Source organism: Lysinibacillus xylanilyticus (assembly GCF_001183605.1).
In the GTDB taxonomy this organism is placed as follows: domain Bacteria; phylum Bacillota; class Bacilli; order Bacillales_A; family Planococcaceae; genus Lysinibacillus; species Lysinibacillus xylanilyticus.
In genome coordinates this window covers 196,000-218,761 of sequence record NZ_LFXJ01000010.1, presented here as the reverse complement: position 1 = coordinate 218,761, position 22,762 = coordinate 196,000, and the positions used below count along the sequence as shown (strand labels likewise).

The 22,762-nt window shown below is 38.7% G+C and carries 22 protein-coding genes; 8 read left to right on the top strand and 14 right to left on the bottom strand.

Translation table 11 applies throughout. From position 1 onward, the window contains the following. Positions 1 to 373 precede the first annotated feature (373 nt). From ACZ11_RS18675 to csaB, 4 genes are read left to right on the top strand one after another with little or no spacing between them, the layout of a single operon-like run. Positions 374 to 1,096 (top strand): WecB/TagA/CpsF family glycosyltransferase, encoded by a 723-nt coding sequence (locus tag ACZ11_RS18675; protein ID WP_049668723.1) that lies wholly within the window; start codon positions 374 to 376, stop codon positions 1,094 to 1,096. Further along, complete coding sequence (locus ACZ11_RS18670; protein WP_049668049.1) at positions 1,093 to 2,649, top strand: putative polysaccharide biosynthesis protein; 1,557 nt, start codon at positions 1,093 to 1,095, stop codon at positions 2,647 to 2,649. The genes ACZ11_RS18675 and ACZ11_RS18670 overlap by 4 nt, the downstream gene beginning before the upstream one ends. Before the next feature lie 20 nt (positions 2,650 to 2,669). After that, positions 2,670 to 4,583 carry a DUF5693 family protein gene (locus ACZ11_RS18665; RefSeq protein ID WP_049668048.1) on the top strand — a complete coding sequence of 638 codons (1,914 nt, stop codon included), beginning with the start codon at positions 2,670 to 2,672 and terminating at the stop codon, positions 4,581 to 4,583. Beyond that, positions 4,583 to 5,662 (top strand): polysaccharide pyruvyl transferase CsaB, encoded by a 1,080-nt coding sequence (gene csaB / locus ACZ11_RS18660; RefSeq protein WP_049668047.1) that lies wholly within the window; start codon positions 4,583 to 4,585, stop codon positions 5,660 to 5,662. The genes ACZ11_RS18665 and csaB overlap by 1 nt, the downstream gene beginning before the upstream one ends. A gap of 38 nt (positions 5,663 to 5,700) precedes the next feature. On the opposite strand, the gene ACZ11_RS18655 is transcribed toward csaB, so the two are convergent. Together ACZ11_RS18655 and ACZ11_RS18650 are read right to left on the bottom strand one after the other, a co-directional pair. Next, positions 5,701 to 6,534 (bottom strand): flagellin N-terminal helical domain-containing protein, encoded by an 834-nt coding sequence (locus tag ACZ11_RS18655; RefSeq protein ID WP_049668722.1) that lies wholly within the window; start codon positions 6,532 to 6,534, stop codon positions 5,701 to 5,703. A 564-nt stretch (positions 6,535 to 7,098) separates the two neighbouring features. Next, on the bottom strand, positions 7,099 to 7,572 hold the full coding sequence (locus ACZ11_RS18650; protein ID WP_049668046.1) for a hypothetical protein: 474 nt from the start codon (positions 7,570 to 7,572) through the stop codon (positions 7,099 to 7,101). A gap of 199 nt (positions 7,573 to 7,771) precedes the next feature. Between ACZ11_RS18650 and ACZ11_RS18645 the strand changes: the two genes are divergently transcribed. Beyond that, positions 7,772 to 9,346 (top strand): hypothetical protein, encoded by a 1,575-nt coding sequence (locus ACZ11_RS18645; RefSeq protein ID WP_049668045.1) that lies wholly within the window; start codon positions 7,772 to 7,774, stop codon positions 9,344 to 9,346. Further along, positions 9,343 to 12,105 (top strand): DEAD/DEAH box helicase, encoded by a 2,763-nt coding sequence (locus ACZ11_RS18640; RefSeq protein ID WP_082172842.1) that lies wholly within the window; start codon positions 9,343 to 9,345, stop codon positions 12,103 to 12,105. The genes ACZ11_RS18645 and ACZ11_RS18640 overlap by 4 nt, the downstream gene beginning before the upstream one ends. A 262-nt stretch (positions 12,106 to 12,367) precedes the next feature. On the opposite strand, the gene ACZ11_RS18635 is transcribed toward ACZ11_RS18640, so the two are convergent. Then, positions 12,368 to 12,790 (bottom strand): single-stranded DNA-binding protein, encoded by a 423-nt coding sequence (locus tag ACZ11_RS18635; RefSeq protein ID WP_049668044.1) that lies wholly within the window; start codon positions 12,788 to 12,790, stop codon positions 12,368 to 12,370. A 310-nt stretch (positions 12,791 to 13,100) separates the two neighbouring features. Between ACZ11_RS18635 and ACZ11_RS18630 the strand changes: the two genes are divergently transcribed. After that, positions 13,101 to 13,526 carry a YwpF family protein gene (locus ACZ11_RS18630; protein ID WP_049668043.1) on the top strand — a complete coding sequence of 142 codons (426 nt, stop codon included), beginning with the start codon at positions 13,101 to 13,103 and terminating at the stop codon, positions 13,524 to 13,526. A 102-nt stretch (positions 13,527 to 13,628) separates the two neighbouring features. Beyond that, on the top strand, positions 13,629 to 14,609 hold the full coding sequence (locus tag ACZ11_RS25360) for a nuclease-related domain-containing protein (protein ID WP_082172841.1): 981 nt from the start codon (positions 13,629 to 13,631) through the stop codon (positions 14,607 to 14,609). On the opposite strand, the gene ACZ11_RS18620 is transcribed toward ACZ11_RS25360, so the two are convergent. From ACZ11_RS18620 to spoIID, 11 genes are all read right to left on the bottom strand, one after another. Continuing rightward, positions 14,506 to 15,216: a hypothetical protein gene (locus ACZ11_RS18620; RefSeq protein WP_049668042.1), complete on the bottom strand. Its 711-nt coding sequence runs from the start codon at positions 15,214 to 15,216 to the stop codon at positions 14,506 to 14,508. The two genes, ACZ11_RS25360 and ACZ11_RS18620, sit on opposite strands and share 104 nt — an antisense overlap. Before the next feature lie 77 nt (positions 15,217 to 15,293). Continuing rightward, a complete protein-coding gene (locus ACZ11_RS26820; RefSeq protein ID WP_049668041.1) occupies positions 15,294 to 15,707 on the bottom strand; it encodes a hypothetical protein in 414 nt (137 codons plus the stop codon). A gap of 108 nt (positions 15,708 to 15,815) precedes the next feature. Continuing rightward, complete coding sequence (locus tag ACZ11_RS18610; protein ID WP_049668040.1) at positions 15,816 to 16,199, bottom strand: hypothetical protein; 384 nt, start codon at positions 16,197 to 16,199, stop codon at positions 15,816 to 15,818. Between the two features lie 199 nt (positions 16,200 to 16,398). Beyond that, positions 16,399 to 16,836: a 3-hydroxyacyl-ACP dehydratase FabZ gene (fabZ, locus tag ACZ11_RS18605; RefSeq protein ID WP_049668039.1), complete on the bottom strand. Its 438-nt coding sequence runs from the start codon at positions 16,834 to 16,836 to the stop codon at positions 16,399 to 16,401. Between the two features lie 174 nt (positions 16,837 to 17,010). Continuing rightward, positions 17,011 to 17,295, bottom strand: a complete 285-nt coding sequence (locus ACZ11_RS18600; RefSeq protein ID WP_049668038.1) for a DNA-directed RNA polymerase subunit beta — start codon at positions 17,293 to 17,295, stop codon at positions 17,011 to 17,013. Between the two features lie 47 nt (positions 17,296 to 17,342). Beyond that, positions 17,343 to 18,182 carry a flagellar hook-basal body protein gene (locus ACZ11_RS18595; RefSeq protein ID WP_049668037.1) on the bottom strand — a complete coding sequence of 280 codons (840 nt, stop codon included), beginning with the start codon at positions 18,180 to 18,182 and terminating at the stop codon, positions 17,343 to 17,345. Between the two features lie 24 nt (positions 18,183 to 18,206). Continuing rightward, on the bottom strand, positions 18,207 to 19,040 hold the full coding sequence (locus ACZ11_RS18590; RefSeq protein ID WP_049668036.1) for a flagellar hook-basal body protein: 834 nt from the start codon (positions 19,038 to 19,040) through the stop codon (positions 18,207 to 18,209). A 21-nt stretch (positions 19,041 to 19,061) separates the two neighbouring features. Next, on the bottom strand, positions 19,062 to 20,057 hold the full coding sequence (gene mreB, locus ACZ11_RS18585) for a rod shape-determining protein (RefSeq protein ID WP_049668035.1): 996 nt from the start codon (positions 20,055 to 20,057) through the stop codon (positions 19,062 to 19,064). Between the two features lie 288 nt (positions 20,058 to 20,345). Further along, positions 20,346 to 20,606 (bottom strand): sporulation transcriptional regulator SpoIIID, encoded by a 261-nt coding sequence (locus ACZ11_RS18580; protein WP_049668034.1) that lies wholly within the window; start codon positions 20,604 to 20,606, stop codon positions 20,346 to 20,348. A gap of 289 nt (positions 20,607 to 20,895) precedes the next feature. Next, positions 20,896 to 21,564, bottom strand: coding sequence for a M23 family metallopeptidase (locus ACZ11_RS18575; RefSeq protein ID WP_049668033.1), 669 nt, complete (start codon positions 21,562 to 21,564; stop codon positions 20,896 to 20,898). A gap of 37 nt (positions 21,565 to 21,601) precedes the next feature. Then, positions 21,602 to 22,540 (bottom strand): stage II sporulation protein D, encoded by a 939-nt coding sequence (gene spoIID / locus ACZ11_RS18570; protein ID WP_049668032.1) that lies wholly within the window; start codon positions 22,538 to 22,540, stop codon positions 21,602 to 21,604. Positions 22,541 to 22,762 lie beyond the last annotated feature (222 nt).

Genomic DNA, 22,762 nt, shown 5'->3' with positions numbered 1-22,762 from the left:
TACCATTGTCCTGACAGCAATGCCAAGCAATCACCGAAAATTTCCTGTCAATATTGCTTTTGTGGTATGATAGATTGCAGATCAATTATGCAATTATGCCTCGCCATAATTGCGTCCGGAGGCTTTGGGCCAACAGATGTTTTTTGTGCGAAAGCGTAGTGCTAACGCAGCGGCAGCAACACGATGTTTTTTGTGCGAAAGCGTAGTGCTAACGCAGCGGCAGCAACATGATGTTGGTCACTCGGTCATTGCCACAGGACGTGGCGTTCTTAGACTGAGTTCCTCTATTTCAGCGGGTGTTCAAACACCCGCTGAAAGAAGTGAAAAAGGAAATAAAGAAAGGTTTGAACACTATATGAAGCATGTAACGATTATGGGGGTACCCTTTTTACATAGTAATCAGCAAGAGTTTGTTGATTTACTCGTTAATCGTATTGAACATGAAGAAAAGACATTCGTTATTACAGCAAATCCCGAAGTCGTGATGCAGGCAAATGAAAGTCCTACTGTCATGAATTATCTGAAGCAAGCTACTTACATTTGTGCAGATGGTATTGGCGTTGTGAAAGCTGCACAAATACTTGGTGATCCGCTTCCTGAGCGTGTCACTGGTTACGACACGATGGTACGACTTTTGGAAGTCGGCAATAAAAAGCGCTTTAAAATCTATCTGTTAGGCGCGCAAAATGAAACGCTCGAAAAGACCATAAAAAATATCAATCAAACATATCCAAATGTCGACATAGTAGGCTATCATGATGGATTTTTTGATTGGAACAAGAATGATATTGCGAATGAAATTGCAGCATCAAAGCCTGACCTAGTATTTGTTGCATTAGGAGTGCCAAGACAAGAGAAATGGATTACTGAAAATCTAGATCAATTTAGCAAAGGTGTATTTATGGGTGTTGGTGGTTCCTTTGATGTTATTGCAGGAACAGTCAAACGTGCTCCTGTAATCTGGCAAAAACTAAATCTCGAATGGCTCTACCGACTACTTCGTCAACCAAGTCGTTTTGGAAGAATGCTTGTCCTTCCTCGATTTGCTTTAAAGGTTTTCGCATTAAAAATTAAAGGTCAGGGTGCACCAAAATGAGTCAGTCAACATTTGTCAAAAGCACACTTGTCCTAACAGTTGCTACGTTGCTTTCTAAGGTTATCGGTAGTATTTTCCGAATTCCACTCCAAAATATAGCTGGTGATGAGGTACTTGGTATATTCAGTTTAGTGTATCCAGTCTATATGGTGGCACTCTATTTATCAGTAGCTGGAATACCTATTGCCATCTCGAAGCTTATTGCGGAGGCCAATGCAAAAAAAGACACAGATAAAGTGAAGAAAATTTATGTCACGGCAAGCATCCTAGCACTATGCTTTGGCGTCTTAAGTTTTGCAATCATTTTTGGCTTTTCAACTGAAATCGCAAATGCTTTAGGGGGCCCGTCGACAAAAATTGCGTTAATTGTTGTTGGTCTTACATTGCTCGTTGCTCCTTATATGGCTGTCTATCGTGGATTTTTCCAAGGCTATGGGGATATGCGTCCGACTGCGATCTCTCAGGTAATTGAACAGTTAGTGCGTGTTGCTCTAATTTTAATTGTTGCCTATTTCCTAGTTGCAATGGATTATTCCAATGATATTGTCGCTGGGGGTGTTATGGCAGGCTCTGTAATTGGGGCTGTTGCATCCCTCTTCTATTTACGCTTGAAATATTTCCGCTCATCTGTAAAAGTGACCAGCAAGGAGAAATATACATTTAGCGATTTCTCATCCTGGGGTAAGACAATTTTAAAAATATCGATTCCGATTGCCATCGGTTCTGTCACAATGGCACTATTTAACTTTGTTGACTCATTTACAGTAACGTATGGCTTAAGAAGTGCTGGAGCTGACTCAAGTGAAATTAGTTTCCTTTATGGGATTTACGGTCGAGGATTAACGCTTGTTCAAATTACAACTGTTTTTGCGTCTTCAATCATTTTACCGCTTGTTCCACTAATTACGACAAAAATAGCAGAACGTAAATTAGATGAAACACGTGGGATTATTGAGCAAACGCACCGTATTACACATCTTATTTCCTGGCCAGCTGCTTTAGGGTTACTAGCATTAACCTTACCTTTAAACCTTGCTCTTTTCACAGACTTAGAGGGAAGCTTAATGTTAGCGATTATTAACCTCAGCTCTGTATTTACATCTTTGACACTACTTGGTACAGGGATTTTACAAGGGATGAATGCTGCAAAAACAGGAGCCATCATCATTATTATTGGTGTTGTACTAAAGATATTTTCAAACATCTTCTTTATCCAAGGCTTCGGATTAGATGGGGCTGCATATGCAACATTATTTGTTTATTTTGTTTTATTTATTGTAAATTCTATTTTTATTTATCGTACAATTCGCTTCACTGTATTTGGGAAAGATACTATCAAAATCATCCTATCTTCTATCCTAATGGGAGCTGCAGTCGGATTACCTACACTATGGTTTGATTTTGAGAAGTGGTCAAGAATGTGGGCAACGGGTTATCTAGCTGTTGCGATTGTAATTGGAAGTGTTATTTATTTCCTATTATTATGGCTAATGAAAGCCATTAATAAACAAGATTTAAAGAAAATCCCGATTATCGGAAAAAGGTTTTCATAAATAAGAGAGGTAGAAAATTTATGTCGAAACAGAAATGGCTTTGGGGAATTGTGGTCCTATTGCTCATCATAGCTTCACCTGGAATCATGATGCGTTGGAATGCTGAGCAATCGAATAATTCGTATGAAATAGTTATTCCCTATGATGAAATACAAACAGTAAATAAGGAAAGCGATTTAACAATGGATAAAATCCTTTCCTCTTTAAAAGATGCAGGGCTTACAACAGTTAGCCTTGAGCCTTTATCATTGAAGGAAATGGAACATCAAGGACTAATTTCCACTTACAATGAAAGTGAATTAGCGGCACAACTACGTTTCACACCTTATAAAGGTGCTGTTGATGTTAATAAGGGTGGATACTATATTAGCGTTCCTGAAGATGCAAGCTATCAACAGCTCATTAAGGACAGCATTCAGCCAGAAGAAGTACAAATAGGAGATGAGTCTTTCTATTTTCTTCCGAGTTCAAACCATCGTTATGATTTAAAAACACCACTTGGTTACGATAAGCTTGCAATGGACATGATCAACAAGCACGATCTGTCCCTCATCTTTAAAGTAGAAAATGCAAACAATAAAGTGGCCAACGAAAAAATCGTTAAGCAATTGCTTGAATTAAAAGATTCCTCTGCAGGCCGTTTACTTGGTTCAGGTACTGAGGCAATCGGATTTGGACAGAATTCAGGTAATGCAATGGTTGAAAAGCTAAGTAAGGCAGGCTATTATTTCTACACAATTGAAAGCAATCCCCTTAAGGGTGAAGACAAAATTGCAAAAAGTACAAATTATAATATGATTCGCTTGCACAGCATCAATGTAAACAGAGAGACAAAGTTAAAGCTTAATGCAAGCATTGATCGTACAACACGCGCAGTGAAAGAGAGAAATATTCGTTCTATCTTCTATCATATTCAAACAAAAGGTAATGCCGAGAAAAATTTGGCGGAAACAATTGATTATTTAACTGGTGTTCAAAAGCAGATGCCAAATCATTTCAAGTCTGGTACCCCAGAACTGTTTGATGTTGTTGCAGTACCAACATGGGTAACGGCACTTGTTTTATTAGCAGGTATACTATTTACTTACCTTATGTCAGAACTAGTGAAATGGATGCCTCTTCGTATAACAGCAGTTGTATTTATGAGTGCTTTAGCCATAGGATACTTACTTCTGAAAAGTACTATTTTCTTACAAGCATTCGCGTTAATTATTGCAGTTATGGCCCCAACATTTGCAGTTATTAAAGCAGCTAAGGGCTCTACTCATATCGCTTCGATATTATTACAATATCTGAAAGCAGTAGGTATTAGCGTCATTGGTATCGTTATTGTCATTGGGTTATTAAACGGCAATGCATTTATGACAGGCTTTGAAGCATTTAAAGGCGTTAAGCTTGTTTATGTTGTTCCAATCGCAGGTATATTATTATTTGTGATGCTGGAACTAAACCGTATAGTTGATCAAGATCTTAAGAAAACACTTTCGAATACCGTTACATTATTAAATAGAGATTTAAAATATTGGCATGTTTTACTGCTAATTGTCGTTGCAGGAATAGGATTATTCTATATCAGTAGAACAGGTAATTCTGGTTCTGTTAGTAATGCGGAATTGGCATTTAGACAATGGCTTGAGAATATACTATATGTTCGACCAAGAACTAAGGAATTTTTAATTGGTTTCCCATTCTTTGTTTTAGCGCTATATGTGATGGGCATTAATCGAAAATGGGGCAGTATCCTTCTAGTACCAGGAGTTATTGGATTCTTGTCTATCGTTAATACCTTTACACATTTACACATCCCTGTTGCTGTGTCGGCATTACGTACACTTTATAGCGTTTCACTTGGTTTTGTCGTAGGACTAGTGTTTATCTTAATTTTCAAGATAGGTTACCGTTTTATTTCTAAAGCAATCGCGAGGTGGTCATAATGCATGTTGTATTGTCTGGCTACTACGGATTCGATAATGTTGGCGATGATGCGATTCTGCTTTCCATTATCCAAGCTTTAAGAAAATGTCAAAGTGATATAGACATTACTGTATTATCGAATAATCCAGCGGCTACTGAAAAAACATACGGTGTTAAGGCCGTGAATCGTTGGAAAATGAACGAAATCAGACAAGTACTAAAAACAGCTGATGGACTCATTAGTGGTGGCGGAAGCCTCATGCAAGACCAAACCGGGATGAAGACGATTCCTTACTATGCGGGCGTGATTCAAATAGCAAAATGGTTAAAAAAACCTGTATTTGTTTACGCCCAAGGTATGGGTCCAATCAATCATCCTTTAAGTAAATGGATTGTCCGCAAAGCCTTTAATAAGGTAGAAAAAATAACGGTACGAGATAAAGCCTCACAGTCTCTTTTAACAGAGATAGGTGTCAAAAACGAAGCTTTAATAGTGCCAGATCCAGTTATCGGCCTTAACGGTAGCACCTTCCATACTAACTGGCTAGCAGATGAGTCCTTATCAGCAAAGTCTTATATTGCTATAAGTGTTCGTGACTGGCCATCAACGGTAGATTACAAGCAAAAAATAGCGGACAGCCTAGATCAATTAGTACGTCATGGTGAACAGATTGTCTTCTTGCCAATGCATGGTGAGCATGATGCAAAGTCTTCACAAGAAGTAGCAGCACTTATGCAAGAAAAGAGTATGATAGCCCCTGCTGATTTATCGATCGAAGAAAAAATTGCGGTGATTGGTCAGTCTAAATTGCTAATTGGTATGAGATTGCATTCATTAATTTTCTCATCCATTTACTCTACTCCATTTATTGCGATTTCTTATGATCCGAAAATCGATGCATTTGCTGAAATTGTAGATCAGCCAATTATTGGACATGTTGAAGTTGATGATTGGAACGGGACTTTATTGTTTGAACAAACTGTAAAAGTAATTGAACAATTAACAACCGTCCAAGAAAATATGCGTCAAAAAGTCCAAGCGTTCCAAGATGCAGCAGAGAAGACAGCAAAATTAGCGTTAGAGGTTTTCACAAAGTGAAAGTAAAAATGATGAATTTCAATAAAAATTGAAATTCATCATTTTTTTTGTGGGTCTAATAATTTTAAAATGGATTGTGCCTGCTGCATATGCAATGCAAACACATATTGACTTGCTTGCATTAAAATTTGGGCCTTCACCATATTCATCATTTCTTTGGCGATATCTGCATCACGAATGCGAGATTCAGCATCTTGTAAGTTTTCTGCCGTGTTTACGTTCGCGTTATACGCATGCTCTAGACGATTTTGATAGGCACCTAGTCTTGAGCGCTCGCTTGATACCCGCTTTAATGCCTCTTCCATTGTGGAAATGGCTGTATCGGCATCCTCACGAGTTGCAATGGATGTCTTATCGTCCAAGCCAATTGCTCCAGCACCCATATCGCCAATAAACATCTCAATGTTTTGACCTGCGTTGGCACCTGCCTGAATTTTAATACCATTTGTAGAATAATCCCCATTTAGCAATGTCTTTGTATTAAACTCAGTGTCCTTCGAGATGCGCTGAATTTCTTTTTTTAATTCCTGATATTCTAAATCGAGATTCTCCCGATCACTATCCGTCAATGTGTCGTTGGCCGCTTCGACTGCGAGCTCACGCATGCGCTGAATCATATCATGTACTTCATTTAGTGCTCCCTCAGCTGTTTGAACAAGTGATATACCGTCCTGGATATTCTTCGCTGCCATGTTCAAGCCGCGAATTTGCGCACGCATTTTTTCGGAAATCGCAAGTCCCGCTGGATCATCCGCTGCACTATTGATGCGGTAGCCTGAAGAAATTCGAAGCATTGCCTTGCTCATTGCACCGTAATGACTATTCATATTATTTAAAATTGACATCCCCGTCGCTGACCACTTTCCAAGCATCATTTCATCACCCCCCATTGTTATGTATATCGGTCTATGTTAAATTCTTTTAACCTAATTTTTGTAATGTATACCAATTTAATAAGTCCTATATATTAATGATTTTTAATCATTTTTCACATTTTCGACTTTAGACCCATATCAATTCCGCATTGGCGTGATTGTGCTTGCACGAATCCTTCCTTTCAAAATCCGAGACATCCGGTGGAGGCTTTTGGCCAACAGATGTGCGAAAGCATAGCGTCAGAAACATAGTTTTGTCTGTGCGTAAGCGTAGCATCAGCTTAATGTTGGTCACTTAGCATTTTCACAGGATGTGAAGTTCTTAGCCTAAGCTCCTCTATTTCAGGACACCCACAAAAATCTCACCATCTTCAGAGGTGGAAGTCTTCTGTAACTGACGTTGCACTTACGTTACTAAAAACATTTGTAACTGCCGCTACACTTACATTACTAAAAACTTTCAACTGACGCTTTGCCTTCGCTACAAAAATGCTTGTTAATGAAGATAAAAGCACCCACTTCTCATATGCGAAAAGGGTGCTTAAATAAAATACTGTGTATTCAATTTTCGAAACCTCCGAGTTGATGGTTCTTTTGTTGTAGTAATTCAAAAAAGAGATCTTTATTATGATCTAGTAATGCCTGGTCGATTAAATAATCAATGTTTTTCTGCTCCAATTCTGTAATGAGCTGATCTACTTCGCCAACAGTCACTGAAGATACAAGTGGTAACTGAGGCTTCGGAGTAGCGCTTTCAAGAATCGGTGTTAGATGCTCATGAACATTTGTAATTAATAATAATTGATATAATGGCAGTCGGATAAAACGATTCCCTTTCTGGAAAACAAATACCTCAGATATATTTTCAATTTGCTGTGTATTCAAGTTGATAATCATCTCTTTACCTTCGATGGGGATGAAATGGAAAATCTCATTCTCTTTTAAAATAGAGAAATATTGATAAGCAAACACGAGACGTAGTTTGTCTCCCGTGATTTTTGTGTAAAATGGCTTCATATATTGAACTTGCATCATCCTTATCCCTCCCTATTTAACTGATTATTCAGATTTTAACACAAATCAATTATCTTGTTAACTATCTTCTCCTTGATTTTTTTATTTCAAATCATTCAGCTTATCATGTACGCATTTTAATCGTATAATGGAAGGACAGTCTTTTTTTATTCATACTTACACATACCCACTAGCTATACATTTTGAAAGGAGTGAGGTTATGGCATTGTCTATTGCCCAATTAGCTAAAGAGCATCAAGAATTTATCCTTGCCAGATTACAGGAAGCTGAACAGGCGTTACATCCTTCCTCTTCTGAAGACGAAGAGCTAGTGCGTCGTGCCGTTTTTTCAGTACGGAATAAATCAGTTGTCTTTGAACGTTTTAATGGAGCAAGTTCTACATTATATGCTAGCGTACAGGATGTCAGACCTGCTACTGTAGAAATTGATTTTGCCAAAGAGGAGCTACGCTGTAACTGTCCCCAGCTGAAATGGTGTAGACATCAGGTTGGCGCATTGCTTGCTCTTTATCAGTATTTTGATTCGGTGCAAAATTGGTCAAGTGCTTGGCGCGCTCAAAAATCAGTGCAATTAAAATCATTAGCAGAAGAACGAAGTCCAGAAAGCTGGAAGTTAATGGTCAATGAAGTAATGAAACGTTTATTACCACCTGGGCGTATTCTAGAAGGGTATGGCCTCTCAGCTATACGGACAGATGCAATGGAGCGACTCCAACGGCATATGCCATTCGAGCGTGAGTGGCAGCCACTTTATAAGCTTTTTATGGAGCTATCGATCTTTAATACACTATGGCGTCATTTAAATGAGACAAAAGGACATTCGTTGGATTCTCCTTATATGAAATATTTTATTGATCAAAGTGTTCAATCATTCGAAAGTATAATGACAGAGCTAACGGGTCGATCACGACTTTTTGCCACTGATCCATTTTATGATGCGATTCAGGAATCAGTTCGAGAGTTTTTATTGGAACGACAAGGATTATTTGCTGATCGACTACAAGTATATATGCTGCTTTGGGCAGTGCTTTTTTATGAAAAGCCGCGTCGTGAACAGGAATTAGCACTTATAAATAATCTTGAGAATCCTTCACCTGAGATTTCCTTGGAGTCATTAAAACTGCTATTTTATGTGTTGCTACAAAAAGAAAGTTTATTACAGGAAAGCATTGCGCATGTAGATGGTCAACATATGCAGGACCTATTTGAGCTAGCTACTTTTGCAAAACGTGCTGGTGAATCACATGCACAGTCAATTATTTTACGTGCAATGCTACCATTTTCCGAAGTCTTTTTACAGCAAACAGTGCCAGTTGTAAAACGTGCTCAATATGTAAGGCAATTTCAGCTTTTATACGAAGACATACAGCTTACTGAAGAACAGGAAGCTACATTATATAGTGCATTTGGTGTTTATGGACTCCAACCGTTTTCGTTCTTTCTTATAAAAAAAGGACGCTACCGTGAATGGGCAGCCCTCCATCAGTTAAATCTCTCCTCCCTTTCTTATTTAGAAATGTGTGGATTGAAAGATGTTCTTCAGGTTGCGCCTGCAACAGTATTGCCCTTATATCATCTATATGCCATGACTGAAATTACACAAAAATCACGTATGAACTATAAGCAGGCTGTACGAATATGGAAAAGTATGCGTAGTGCAGCAAAGCGTGCTGGTAAAACTGCTTATTTTGAGACATATATGCAAACAATTCGTGCAGAGTATAAACGACTTCGTGCATTACAGGAAGAAATTGAGAAAGGAAACTTAGTATGATGACTATAAATGCTCCTTCCCCGTTTTCAAAAAAACTACAGCTTCGTATTCATGCAGCACAGGAAGGATATTTTACGTTACAGGGATTTACTGCTGATGGTGCAGCAATGGAAGCAGACTCACTCATTTCTTCATTATTTTTTAACTATGAAGCGAATGTCTATGGTTTATTAACCAACCGTTCAGAGCGTACGATTGACGTCTCAACCTCTGAGCTCCTTGATATTTTTTCACAGCGCTATCTGCATCCTTTTATTGAATGGCAAGGTGCGAACGCAGAAAGTCAGGTGTGGCTAGAAAAAGCGTCTGCTATACAAACGTATTGGCAGGAGCCCTCGCTTTGGTCACACGCAGTTATTGCAGATGATTTTTCCGCGCTAACATTCCCTATAGAGGGTGAAGATACAGCTTTATTAGAAATGGCAGTACAGCAAAAACTAGCTCAAGCAGGTCTTGTACTGTCTGATTTACCAAAGCTAATGCCATTTTTCTTGCGTGGTGGCTGGCCACTAGAGCAAGAACGACAAGCAGGTGCAGTTACTGTCTCCCTACGCTTAAGTGAGCCTGAGGAAGATTCAGATGTTTGGCTTTTAGAAACAGTACTTAGTACGGCTACAGCCAAAAACTACTGGACGCCTGCCATGCGAAAGCAGTCACTACAAATCGCTGACGCTCTACCGGCAAAATGGCAAATGTCTGCTGAAGTTATTGAACAACAACAAGGACAAATTGTAGATCTTCTTTCTATTGAAGATGTACGTAGCGATATTTTCATCCGTATTATGCTTGACGATTTACAAGTTCGAACATTTTTACGTGAAGATTTAGCAAGATTACAAGCACTCGGCTTTGACGTTGTATTACCTGCTTGGCTTAAGGATTTAAAACAGTCAAAAATGCGTGTTCGTGTCAGTACTGGTAATGTAGCGACAAAGAAGGTTGCTGGACTAGATGATATTTTAACGTTCAAATGGCAGTTTTCTATGAATGGACAGTCCATTTCACCTGAGCAATTTAAAAAGCTTGTAGATGAGAAACGCGAATTCATTCGTATTGGTACAGAATGGTTTAGAGTCGATGCAAACTGGATGCAAGAAATGCGTGCATTGATGCAGCAAGCTGAAGATGAAAGCTGGACTGTTCGTGAATTGCTATTCCGTGAGCTACCAGAGGATTTATCCTTACCTCTTGAAGAAGAAGATGCCGATGATGCAATGCGGGATGACCCTATTTTTGCATTTGAACTGCAAAAATCGCTTAAATCCTATATGGAGCAGCTTTCTGAGAAAAAAGGACTGCCTACAGTACCTGTTCCTACATCTTTGCAAGCAGAATTACGCCCTTATCAGCATGAGGGCTTTGAATGGCTTGTCTTCATGCGAGAACAAGGCTTTGGTGCATGCCTAGCCGATGATATGGGGCTTGGTAAAACGGTTCAGCTTATTTCTTATTTGCTTCATCTTTTTGAAACAACTGAGGATACAAAGCCATCCATCATTATTTGTCCTACGTCCGTGCTCGGCAACTGGCAAAAGGAACTCGCTCGTTTTGCTCCTTCCTTGAATGTGCATACGCATTATCAGGCGAATCGAGCAAAGGAGGACGCTTTTAAACAGCTAGTAGGAAGAGAAAAACCACATGTGATTTTATCTACCTATGGCACGGTATCACAGGATGCAGAGTTTTTACAGGAAGTAGAATGGTCAACAGTTGTACTAGATGAAGCTCAAAATATTAAAAATATGCAAACGCTACAATCAAGGGCTATTCGTAAATTACAAGGGACGCATCATATTGCTTTAACGGGTACACCAGTGGAAAACCGTTTATCGGAGCTATGGGCTATTTTTGACTTTATCCATAAAGGCTATTTAGGTAGCTTTGGTCGCTTTAATGAAGAATTTATTTTACCGATAGAACGAGATGAGTCTGAGTCACATAAACAAAAGCTACGTGCAAAAATTCAACCATTTTTACTGCGTCGTACAAAGCGTGACCCACACTTACAGCTCAACTTACCAGATAAACAAGAGTCTCATGCGTACTGCCCATTAACAACTGAACAAGCATCTCTATATGAAGGATATATATTAGAGACGCTCGATCAGCTAGAGCAATTAACAGGCTTTCAAAAAAAGGGACGCGTCTTAAAGATGCTCAGTAAGTTAAAGCAATTATGTAATCATCCTGCCTTATATTTAAAAGAACCTTTCGAGGATGCCGAATCAATGCTCACTCGTTCTACGAAATTAGAACGCATTGTGCAAATGGCTACAGAAATCGTGGACAACGGCGAGCAGTGCCTCATTTTCACACAATATATCGGAATGGGGCAATTACTACAGCATTGTTTTAGTGAACTATATAATATTGATGCACCGTTCTTAACAGGTGCTATGCCTAAGCAGCAGCGTGACCGCTTAGTAGAGACTTTTCAGGCAGGAGATTTCCCAATATTTATCCTTTCATTAAAAGCGGGTGGAACAGGGCTAAATTTAACAGCGGCAAATCATGTATTACACGCAGATCGCTGGTGGAATCCTGCCGTTGAAAATCAAGCGACTGACCGTGCATATCGAATTGGCCAAACACAATTTGTGCAAGTGCATAAGTTTGTTACAATTGGTACTATCGAAGAGAAGATCGATAAAATGCTAACCCAAAAATCTGCATTATCAGAAGAACTAATTCAATCAAGCCAATGGTTAACTGAGTTAGAAGATGACGAACTTCGTGATTTAATGAAGCTCGATTTTTAATAATGAGTAGATGCGCCAAGAGCACAACGTTCTTGGCGCTCTTTTATTTCAGCGGATATTACTGTTACTTCTTCCCCTACTTACTTCATATTTATATTTAGTTGTGTTAATAATGCTCATTGCTGTGCGGTCTTCAGCAATGAACTACGTTATGAAATGTAGACATCATTCCTTTCTAAATTTTGATTACGGCGCAAGTAATAAAAGGAGAATGGCGGATCAGACAACTTGTTTCTTGCCCCGTATGTACCAATTAGAACTGCTATATTACCGGCAATTGTACTGCTGCCTCAGGTAGCACAAAATCCTTTAAGCCTTCCTGCTCATCTGGTGGCTTTGGAGGCACAACTGCCCCGTCGCTATCCCTTGGCTTAAGCCGATAAAATCGGACATCTTCTACGACTACTTCTGTTATAAAAACCTTTGCGCTTTCTTCATTTAAAAATGATCTTGATTGAATTCGACCATTCACTCCAATTAATGAGCCTTTTCCGCAATATTTGACGATATGCTCTGCAAGCCTTCCCCAAACTGTACAAAGAATAAAGTCAGCATCCACTTCCCCACGACTGTTTTTGTAATTGCGATTAATGGCTAGAGTAAAATGTGCTTGCACGCGATTTCCAGATAAGTGTCGTAACACTGGATCCTTTGTTAACCTTCCGACCAGTCCGATTTGGTTCATTGATTCACCTCCTTTGCTTTCGATTGCTCTCATCTTACAAAAATTAATCCAGCATTGGCAAAAGTCGATTTTTATCATTTCCCTTAATTTTTAATCATAAATTAGGTATATTAAGGCTTTTACTTTTCATTTTTTAAAAGATTTTTCGGGCTGAATGCTTTTCGCTGTAATAGCAAATGCTAATTGTTGAAATATACAATTTCGCTGTTTTTGCAAATTGTGCAAAAACACAGCATTGCCCCTATCGTAACCAGGGCTAATTGAATATGTTATACTAAAAAGGATGACCGACTTAGGAGGATATTACATAATGAAAACATTTAAGATGCTTTCCTTTGACCTTGTCACAAAAGACGGCATACAACCTTTCCCTTTAGTCGATGGTATTATTATTAACCAGGAAAACAGCCATCAATCTTGGATTCTCGAACTGTTTATGGACCGGCAATATCGTTCAACTTTTGATGAACTATTAGCGAATGCTACTGTCTTTAATGTACGTGCAGTTATTTCATTTCCAGATAATGAGCCTGCTCCTTTTAAGGTTGTCGTACATACAGTTCAAGAAATTGGCGAGCACATCTCTGTCCTTTTAAAAGGAACGCTAAAGACAAAACGCTCGAAATATGCCGAGCAATTACTAGCCGAGTTACTAGCTGAGGGCGTTACTTTAGATAAGTTATTGGACCGCTTCTCACACGATATGAAAGAACGACCAAAACTCAAAAATGATTGAACTTGATTTAACGATGCAAAAATTTGCATCGTTATTTTTTTATTGGACAGGTAGAGATTTTAAGGTAAAATACGATGTAAAAATTATAGGAGGTAACTACACTTGAAAATTGCTATTAGAGAAAAGCCTGTAAAATTAATATGGCTTGAGGCTTTAAAGAGGCGTTTGTTCGAAGAGGATCCTGATTTTAGCTATTATAATGAGCAATTCCGAAGATTCGATGCTGGCTTTGTTGGTGAAAGAAGAGTTGACCGTGAATGGCTTGAATTAGTATGTCCCTATACTTTTTTAGTGTTACATAATTTAATTCTGATGAATTCTGCTCAGCATTCGCATCAACTCGATACGCTTTTCATTTGCAGTAATTTTATGCTAGTTGTTGAAATAAAAAATATTAACGGCCGTCTCGATTTTGACGATATTACTCATCAATGTATTCGAACGAAGTCGGATGGAACTGTTGAAGGATTCCCCAATGCAATTACTCAGACCCAACGACATATGCAATTTCTTAAAGTTATTTTCCAAAACTATTCTCTCCCCATTGAGGGTGCGGTTATCATTGCTAACTCTTCTGCTATCATTGCAAGTCATCCAAATACAATCCCGATTTTCCATGTTTCAGGACTTCAAAAACATCTTCATTCCCTTTTTAATAAATATACACATGCCATTTTAAGCGATGAACAGCTAACTCAAATTGCTCAACTACTTCTTAGTAGACATCAGCCATCGAAAATTCCGGCTGCTATTGATTCATCACGATTTCGCCAAGGCGTGCTTTGTCCGAAATGCAAATACAAATCTCAAATGCATTATGCTCGCGGAATATGGAGATGTTTATACTGTCAATATGCAAGCGAAGAAATTTTCGCTGAAGCCTTACAAGATTATCAGTACTTAGTTAGACCAACAATCACCAATAAACAGCTGCGTGAGTTTTTCGGTATTCATTCCATTGATGCTGCAAATCGTTTACTTAGAAAATTTCAATTTCCCTATACAGGTTCTTATAAAAATCGTGTTTACCGATTACCCGAAAATTTAGTGGAATATATGAAGCCATTTTTCCGCCCTTCCTGAGAATATTTAGCAGGTTTCTCACCTTCGTGCGGGTATTGCCATCTTGCCCGCGAGTATTTCCTTCGCTTCCCCGAGTATTCACTTCGCTTCCGCGAGTATTCACTTCTCTTTCGCGAGTATTCACTTCTCCTCCGCGAGTATTCACTTCTCCTCCGCGAGTATTCACTTCTCTTCCGCGAGTATTTCCTTCTCCTCCGCGAGTATTTCCTTCGCTTCCGCGAGTATTCACTTCGCTTCCGCGAGTATTCACTTCTCTTCCGCGAGTATTTCCTTCTCCTCCGCGAGTATTTTCTTCTCCTCCGCGAGTATTTCCTTCTCCTCCGCGAGTATTTCCTTCTCCTCCGCGAGTATTTCCTTCTCCTCCGCGAGTATTTCCTTCGCTTTCGCGAGTATTCACTTCGCTTCCGCGAGTATACACTTCTCTTCCGCGAGTATTTCCTTCTCCTCCGCGAGTATTCACTTCTCCTCCGCGAGTATTCACTTCTCCTCCGCGAGTATTTCCTTCGCTTCCGCGAGTATTCACTTCTCTTTCGCGAGTATTTCCTTCGCTTTCGCGAGTATTCACTTCTCCTCCGCGAGTATTTTCTTCTCTTTCGCGAGTATTCACTTCTCTTCCACTCGGTAATATTTCCCCCTAAAAGAAAAAAAGAGTGTTCCATTGGATGGAAACACTCTTTTTTATAATTATCGCGTTACTTTCTCTTCAACGATCTTTTCTTTAACTACGCCGTTTGCATTTGGTACGTTGTTATAACCATTTGTACCATTTAAGTCAGCATTTGTTCCTGGCGTTGTAGTTGTTCCTGGTACTGTCGTTGTACCTGGTGTTGTAGTTCTTGGTGTAGTTGTACCTGGTGTAGTTGTACCTGGTGCTGCAGCTTCTGGAAGAACAGTGTTACGGTTAACACCATTTACGTCACGATTGTAAACGTCATTTCTTCTAGACGGCTCTACAACGTCTTCCACTTTGTCAACACCACGGCGAACGTCGTGTTTAACATTCTCCACTGGTCTTGTTTCAACAGCCTTGTTTCCCCAGTTACAACCTCCAAGGAATAAAGCAGCAAGAATAATTGCCAAAAATGACATTCTCCACATAGAAAAATCCTCCTTTCTCGGTGCTATGTCAACAAATACAATGTGTTGCATTTGTGATCCTACATAGATTGCCCGGGAAAGGAGGGAACTATCCGATTTTTGTACAAACTATTTTTGTTTTTCTTTTAACAATTGTTCAATGTATGCTGCTTCTGCTTTACAGTTGTAGCTATAATTTGTACCTAGCTCTTTTTGCAATGCCTCGATTGTTTCAATTTGTTTAGCTGTGGGTTCTTCATTTAAAATTTTTGCAATTACTTCATCGATTTTCTGCGCCATCTCTTCATGGAATTCAGTACTCATCAAAACATTTGCTGGGATTTTTTCGATCCATGCGGCATTTTCTTTAAAATAAGTTTGCCAGCTAGCAATGAAGTCTTCCATAGAAAAACGCTCCTCTTTCCAATCAATACCTGCTAAGTATGATTCAAAAGATGTTGAAATCGAACGCGTAATGCTAATTTTAACACCTGAAGACAATTCCTTATACATCTATATAATCCTCCTACGTTTTAAAAGCAAAACTACATGTATTAATTCACAATCACATATAACGCCATATACATTTTTATAAAACATCGTAATTTCTTTAACTGCACTACTTATAGACTAAACTATTAAAAGATTAACAGTAAAGACATTATTCGATATGATTATTTTAAATCTTTTAGCCTATAATTGCAAATTACACCTATTTTGGCTGTGCAGGTCCAATGGCAAATAGAATATCCGCTTCACATACTAGTTCTCCATCGACTGTCGCCACACCATGACCTTTGCCCATTACTCCACGTAGTTTCACGAACTCTACCTCTAATCGAAGTTGATCTCCCGGAACTACTTGGCGCTTAAAACGACAATTATCAATACCCGTCAAGAAAGCTAGACGACCTTTGAATTCATCTGCGTTTAATAATGCGACGCCACCGACTTGTGCTAGCGCCTCTACAATTAAAACCCCAGGCATTACTGGATAGCCAGGGAAATGCCCATTAAAAAAGTCCTCGTTTATAGAGACATTTTTCAAACCAACTGCACGCTTGCCTTCTTCTAATTCAACGATACGATCAACGAATAAAAAAGGATAACGATGCGGTAAAATTGCTTGAATTTGTTCTGCTGTTAACATTTTCTTTTCCCCCTTATATCAATTTTGCCTCGGCGTAATTGCGTCCGGATTTTGAAATGTGCACGCACAATTTATAATCCGTAACATCCGCTGGAGGCTATATCTTCATTCAATATCCAACACCTACTGAATGAAGATATTATATGTAAACACAAAGTAAGGTAAAGAATAAAATTATTCTTTACCATTCATAATATCAAATATATGCTGCCATGTTTCTGGTTTGAAAACGTCCATGGCTCTACCTTGTCCAATTACACTATAGCCAAACATTGCACCTAAAACTGCGGCAACAACAACTAAGATGATAATAAGTACAACGCGTAGCCAAATCGGAATCAGCCGTATTTGCACCCATCGAACCTCTCGTTGCTCTCCATTTGAGCCGTGTTCCTTCTCTTCTGGTGGCGTATCGGTTTCTTTTGTTTGCATAGAACCTCGACTTGAATCGTTTGTCATAGATTGTACTCCTCTTCATTACTTACTAAACAGTAATAATGGATTTACTATCGAATACCATTAATGAGCCCAAGCATTTGGTCTGCTAAAGTTACAGCTCTTGCATTGAATTGATAAGAACGCTGCGTCTGAATTAAATCCGTCATTTCCTTTGAAAGATTTACATTCGACATTTCTAGCGAACCGCTCTGCATGCCAATTTGCTGACGATTTGCTCCTCGTAATTCAGTGACAACTTCAGCTTGTGTATATCCAAGCTGAGCTAGGTTATCCGGAAATCCAACGTAGGCGCCAGAAACTTTCTCCATTAGCTGAGGCTTTTGGAACTCTGTCACTGCTACATCAGTACGAATAACATCTCCATTTGGATATGATGCCTCTAATACGCCTCCATCACCGATCGCGAAACTTTTTACATTGTCCGGTAATGTAATAGCTTGTCCTGTTGAGTTTGCCAATGGATATCCATCTGCAGTTACAACCATTACTGTTCCATTATTTAATGGTGATAAATAAAAGTCACCTTGACGAGTATACACTGTTTTTGTACCATTTTCACCATCTGGCATTAAAATATTGAAATATTGCTTTGGTTTTGTAAAAGCAAAATCAAGGTCACGATTTGTTGTTTGTAGAGAGCCTTGCTTTTGATTTGATTGAATTTGTCCAAGCATTGCACCTGAACCATAACGGATGCCAACAGGTGATTGTCGGTCAGCTCGATCTAGCTTGTCATTATTATATTGCTGATAAAGCAATTCATTAAATGTAGCTTCTTGTGATTTATAGCCGAGTGTGCTGCTATTGGCAATGTTATTACTAATTGTATCTAGTTTATTTTGTAATTGCCCCATTGTGTTTGTTGCAGTAATCATTGTACGTAGCATATTCAAATGCCTCCAGTTCGCCTATTATACTTTCCCGATTTCGTTGGCAGCCTTTTCCATACTGCGATCATAAGCCTGTAACACTTTTTGGTTAGCTTCGAAAGCGCGATATGCTGTCATTAAATCAGTCATTGTACGACTAGAGTCTACGTTTGAGCCCTCTAGATAATTTTGACGCAGTGTAAAGGCTACGCCATTGGCACCATACGCTGTCGGTAAGTTCTCACCGTTTTCAGTTCGAATTAAACCATTATCCTGCTTACTTAGCATGTTCGGATCCGCTGCAAATGATACTCCAACACGAGCTACCTGCTGATTATTAACATAAATTGCCCCATTTTCATCTAAACGGAAATCATCATTCGGTAGCTGGATGCGTTGACCTCTGTCTGATAGCACATACAGTCCCTGTGGATTTACTAAATATCCTTGACCATCTAATGTAAAATTCCCGTTACGTGTATATGCTTCGCCACCCTCTGGATGTGCTAAACGGAAGAAAATTGATCCAGCAGTGCCGTCTTCATTTTGCGGTAAGTTTCCATCGATCAAAGCCATGTCTGTCGTGAAGTCTGTGCTATAAATTTGACCTTGTATGTAATTTGGTAATGTTTCTTGCATATAAATCCCAGTATTTAAAGCGCCAACTTGACTCATATATTGAGAGCCCGCTTGTTGATTAGCAGGTGCATTCGTTTTTCCTACACTTGACATAAGCATGTCGGGAAATGAACGAATTGTTGATTGGTCTGCTTTAAATCCTGGTGTATTTGCATTTGATAAATTATTGGTTAGTAATTCTGTTCGTCTTTGCTGTGCAATCATACCAGTTGCAACTGTATAAAACCCTTTGAACAAAGAAATCACCTCATTATATTTTTATAAGGGCGCGGACACTCGATCAATATTTTCAAGCATAATGCCTGTACCAATTGCTACACAATCCATAGGATGCTCTGCAATGAACACAGGTACCTTTAACTCTTCGATTAATAGCTGGTCCATACCGTGTAGTAATGCACCACCGCCAGTAATAATAACCCCACGATCAATTATATCAGCCGATAGCTCTGGTGGTGTTTTTTCTAAAACATTTTTTGCAGATTGAACAATCATAGCAACCGATTCATGTAATGCACGTTCAATCTCCTCCGAGTGAATCGTTATTGTACGTGGTAAACCTGTTACCATGTCTCGACCACGGATGTCCATTGAATCATTTCGGCTACCTTTAAAGACTGTTCCGATTGTAATTTTTATGGCTTCTGCAGTACGTTCACCAATTAGCAATTTATATTCTTTTTTAATATATTGTAAAATATCATTATCAAAAATGTCTCCTGCTACTTTGATGGACTCACTCGTTACAATATCACCCATTGATAGGACTGCAATATCTGTTGTTCCGCCGCCAATATCGACTACCATATTGCCGCTAGGTTGGAATATATCCATGCCCGCTCCAATAGCTGCAACTTTTGGTTCTTCTTCTAAGTATACTTTTTTTCCACCTGATTTTTCTGCAGCTTCACGAATAGCTTTTTGTTCAACACTAGTAATGTTTGTTGGACAGCAAATTAAAATACGTGGCTTAGCTAAAAACCCTTTGACGTTTAACTTGTTGATGAAATGTTTTAGCATCGCTTCCGTAACGTCAAAATCTGCAATGACACCATCTCGTAGTGGACGAATTGCAGTAATATTACCCGGTGTACGCCCTACCATTTGACGAGCCTCTTCTCCCACCGCTAATACTTTATTTGTTTTTTTATCAATCGCCACAACAGATGGTTCATTTAAGACGATTCCTTTACCTTTAACGTGTATTAATACGTTCGCAGTTCCTAAGTCAATGCCAATATCTTTCGAAAACATTTTATAATTTCTCCTTCCCGCCATTTCCAACTACATAACGTTCATTTTTATCTGTTTATCTAGAATATTTTATCATATACCATTGGTAATTACACCTAATTTTAGTTAATGGAACTGTATTCTCTCAATTATATGAACACTTATTGAAAAGAAGAAATTGTTTAAACAATTTTTTGTATGGTTTCATTATCGAAGGCTTGGGATGAAAGGAGAATTAGCTATTTCTCAATTATGTAAGGAAATTAAAAGAAGTATCTAGCTTGACCTTTGAATCAAAAAAAGAACGAATCAATCTTGACTCGTTCTTTCTTTCCACTTGTTTTTCGTTGCCTCTCCTCCACGAATATGACGTACGGCCTTATGGTAGGCGAGTATTTCCTTTACTTGCTCAGCTAATCCTTCATGAATTGTTGGCAGTCGCTCTGTTAAATCTTTGTGCACCGTACTTTTTGAATAACCTGTCATTTTCGCGAGGACACGCACAGTTTCACGCGTCTCAATCAATAATTCACCGAGGCGTATGCAGCGCTTCCGAATGTGCTCGTGCACGTTCTTCGTCCTTTCCACACAATTTCACAAATGGCATCAGATGCACGTCTGCGCATTTCTTCACCTTATGTGAGGACAAAGCTATTCAGAACACATTTTACATTTTCACGATAAAATACCGTTTTTTTATGCATTTTTTAGTATTCATTTCTTCCAATGTAAAACTATCGTTTACTATATTTAAAATCTACGAATTTTCCTATCATTAGGCTTGAATACCCGCTGAAAAGTGACTTAAACCAGTAGAAGTCTCCCACCTATAGAGGTGAGAGACTTCTACTGAAATAAATTAAAAGGCTAGTAATTTTTTCGGATTAATATATTTCCCGTTTTCTAGTACTTCAAAATGCAAGTTAACGCCAGCTGATTGGTTCCACTCATTGTCAGTCGCTTTTCCAAGTACTTGACCTTGTGTTACCTCATCGCCTTCCTTGACAGCAATGTCTTTTACAGAGCTATACTGTGTTTGCTTACCATCTGCATGCTCAATAACAATTTTATTACCTGTAAATGCATCAAGCTTTACTTGTTTTACTTTACCACTTAGAGCAGCAAGTACTTCAAATTCTTCACCATTCATAGAAAGCGTAATACCGGAAGATGTCGTAAATGTTTGATTAAATACCATTAGTGCTTTTTCACGCGACTCTGCATTAGCCTCTACTTCATAAAACTCTTGTGAAATTTGAATTTTACTAAGATTCTCTTCCTTGAATGGGTACTTCAGTGTTTCTGTTTTTGCATTTGTTTCAACTACAGGACCTGAATCTACTTCTGCTACATTTGTGGAAGGAGCCTCTTCTACTTTTGATACGAGACTATTGTAACCAAGCAGCAAACCTGCTAGCATTAGAGCCCCACCAGCATAAACAACTGGCCAAAACCACGGTTTCTTCTGTAATTGAACTTTTTCATCTTGTTGATTTTGAGAAGTTTTACTATTTTTATCCTCTCTCATTTTCATCACCTCTAGTTGCAGTGTGAACAACTAGAAGTTATTTTAAACATGCATCTATCTTTTTTATTTCAATATCTTGATAATAATAGTGTAAAATTTCGTCAGCAGTTTTCCCATCACTTGCCATAGCCTCTGCTCCATATTGACTCATTCCTACCCCATGCCCGTATCCTTTCGTACTCACTTGCACTTTTCCAGCGGTAGAATTATATGCAATTTTAAAATCCGTTGATGGTATTTCTAAAAGTGTTCGAACTTCTCGCCCTGACCACACATTTTTACCTAACTGCATGCGCTCAACACGTCCTGAATCATTTGAAAAAAACTGTACACGGTTGAAGTCACTTACTTGCCATTTAACAGGCCACAATGAATTCCATTCAGCTAATGTCCATTCTTTCATCGCTGAAAACTTTGGTGATGATAGATCCGAATTACTCGCAACACTTTGTAAATAAGGTATATCATTGCCACTAAAATCGTAGGCACTTTCTGTTTTCCCATTGCTCGTAGAATGAAACATTGCCGTAATTAATTCATTATTATATAGAAGAACTTGTCCTTTCGTTTCATTAATAGCTTCGACAATTTTCTTTTCATTCCCCGGGAAATTGCTAGTCCAATTCTCTTTTCTTTGCTCCTTATTGTAAAAAACTTGTCTAGCAACAGTAGGAGCGATAGATATTTTACCGTAATTTGTCGATTGCAACGCGTATGTCCTTGCTGCAATAGCTTGCGCCTTTAAAGCTTCTTTTTTAAATGACACAGGCATTTCTGCAGCTACTACACCAGTTATATACGTTTCTAAAGGGATTTTCTCCTGTTGTCCCTCCACTTCTATGAATATTTCACAAGCTTGCTCTGTTGTTGCAGGCGAATCTTCTTTAACCGTAAGTCTCTCACCCAATGCCACAGGAAGCATATATAATGCTCCAATCAAACAAATTATGCCTATACTCATTATCCATTTTTTCATAAGGAATAATATGCTAGAAATCTTCAAAATATGTGGATGTTGGCGAAGTAAGCCTCGATATAAAGTTTTTGTGCGAAGTGTAGCGACAGCAAGAAATTGTTCCGATAAAACAGAACAAATGTCCCAAAGCGCTCATATACATCTGACACCAGACAAAAAATCTACAGTTACATTAACAAAGAAAAAACCCTCTGCTCATAAGCAAAGGGTTTATAAATCTAT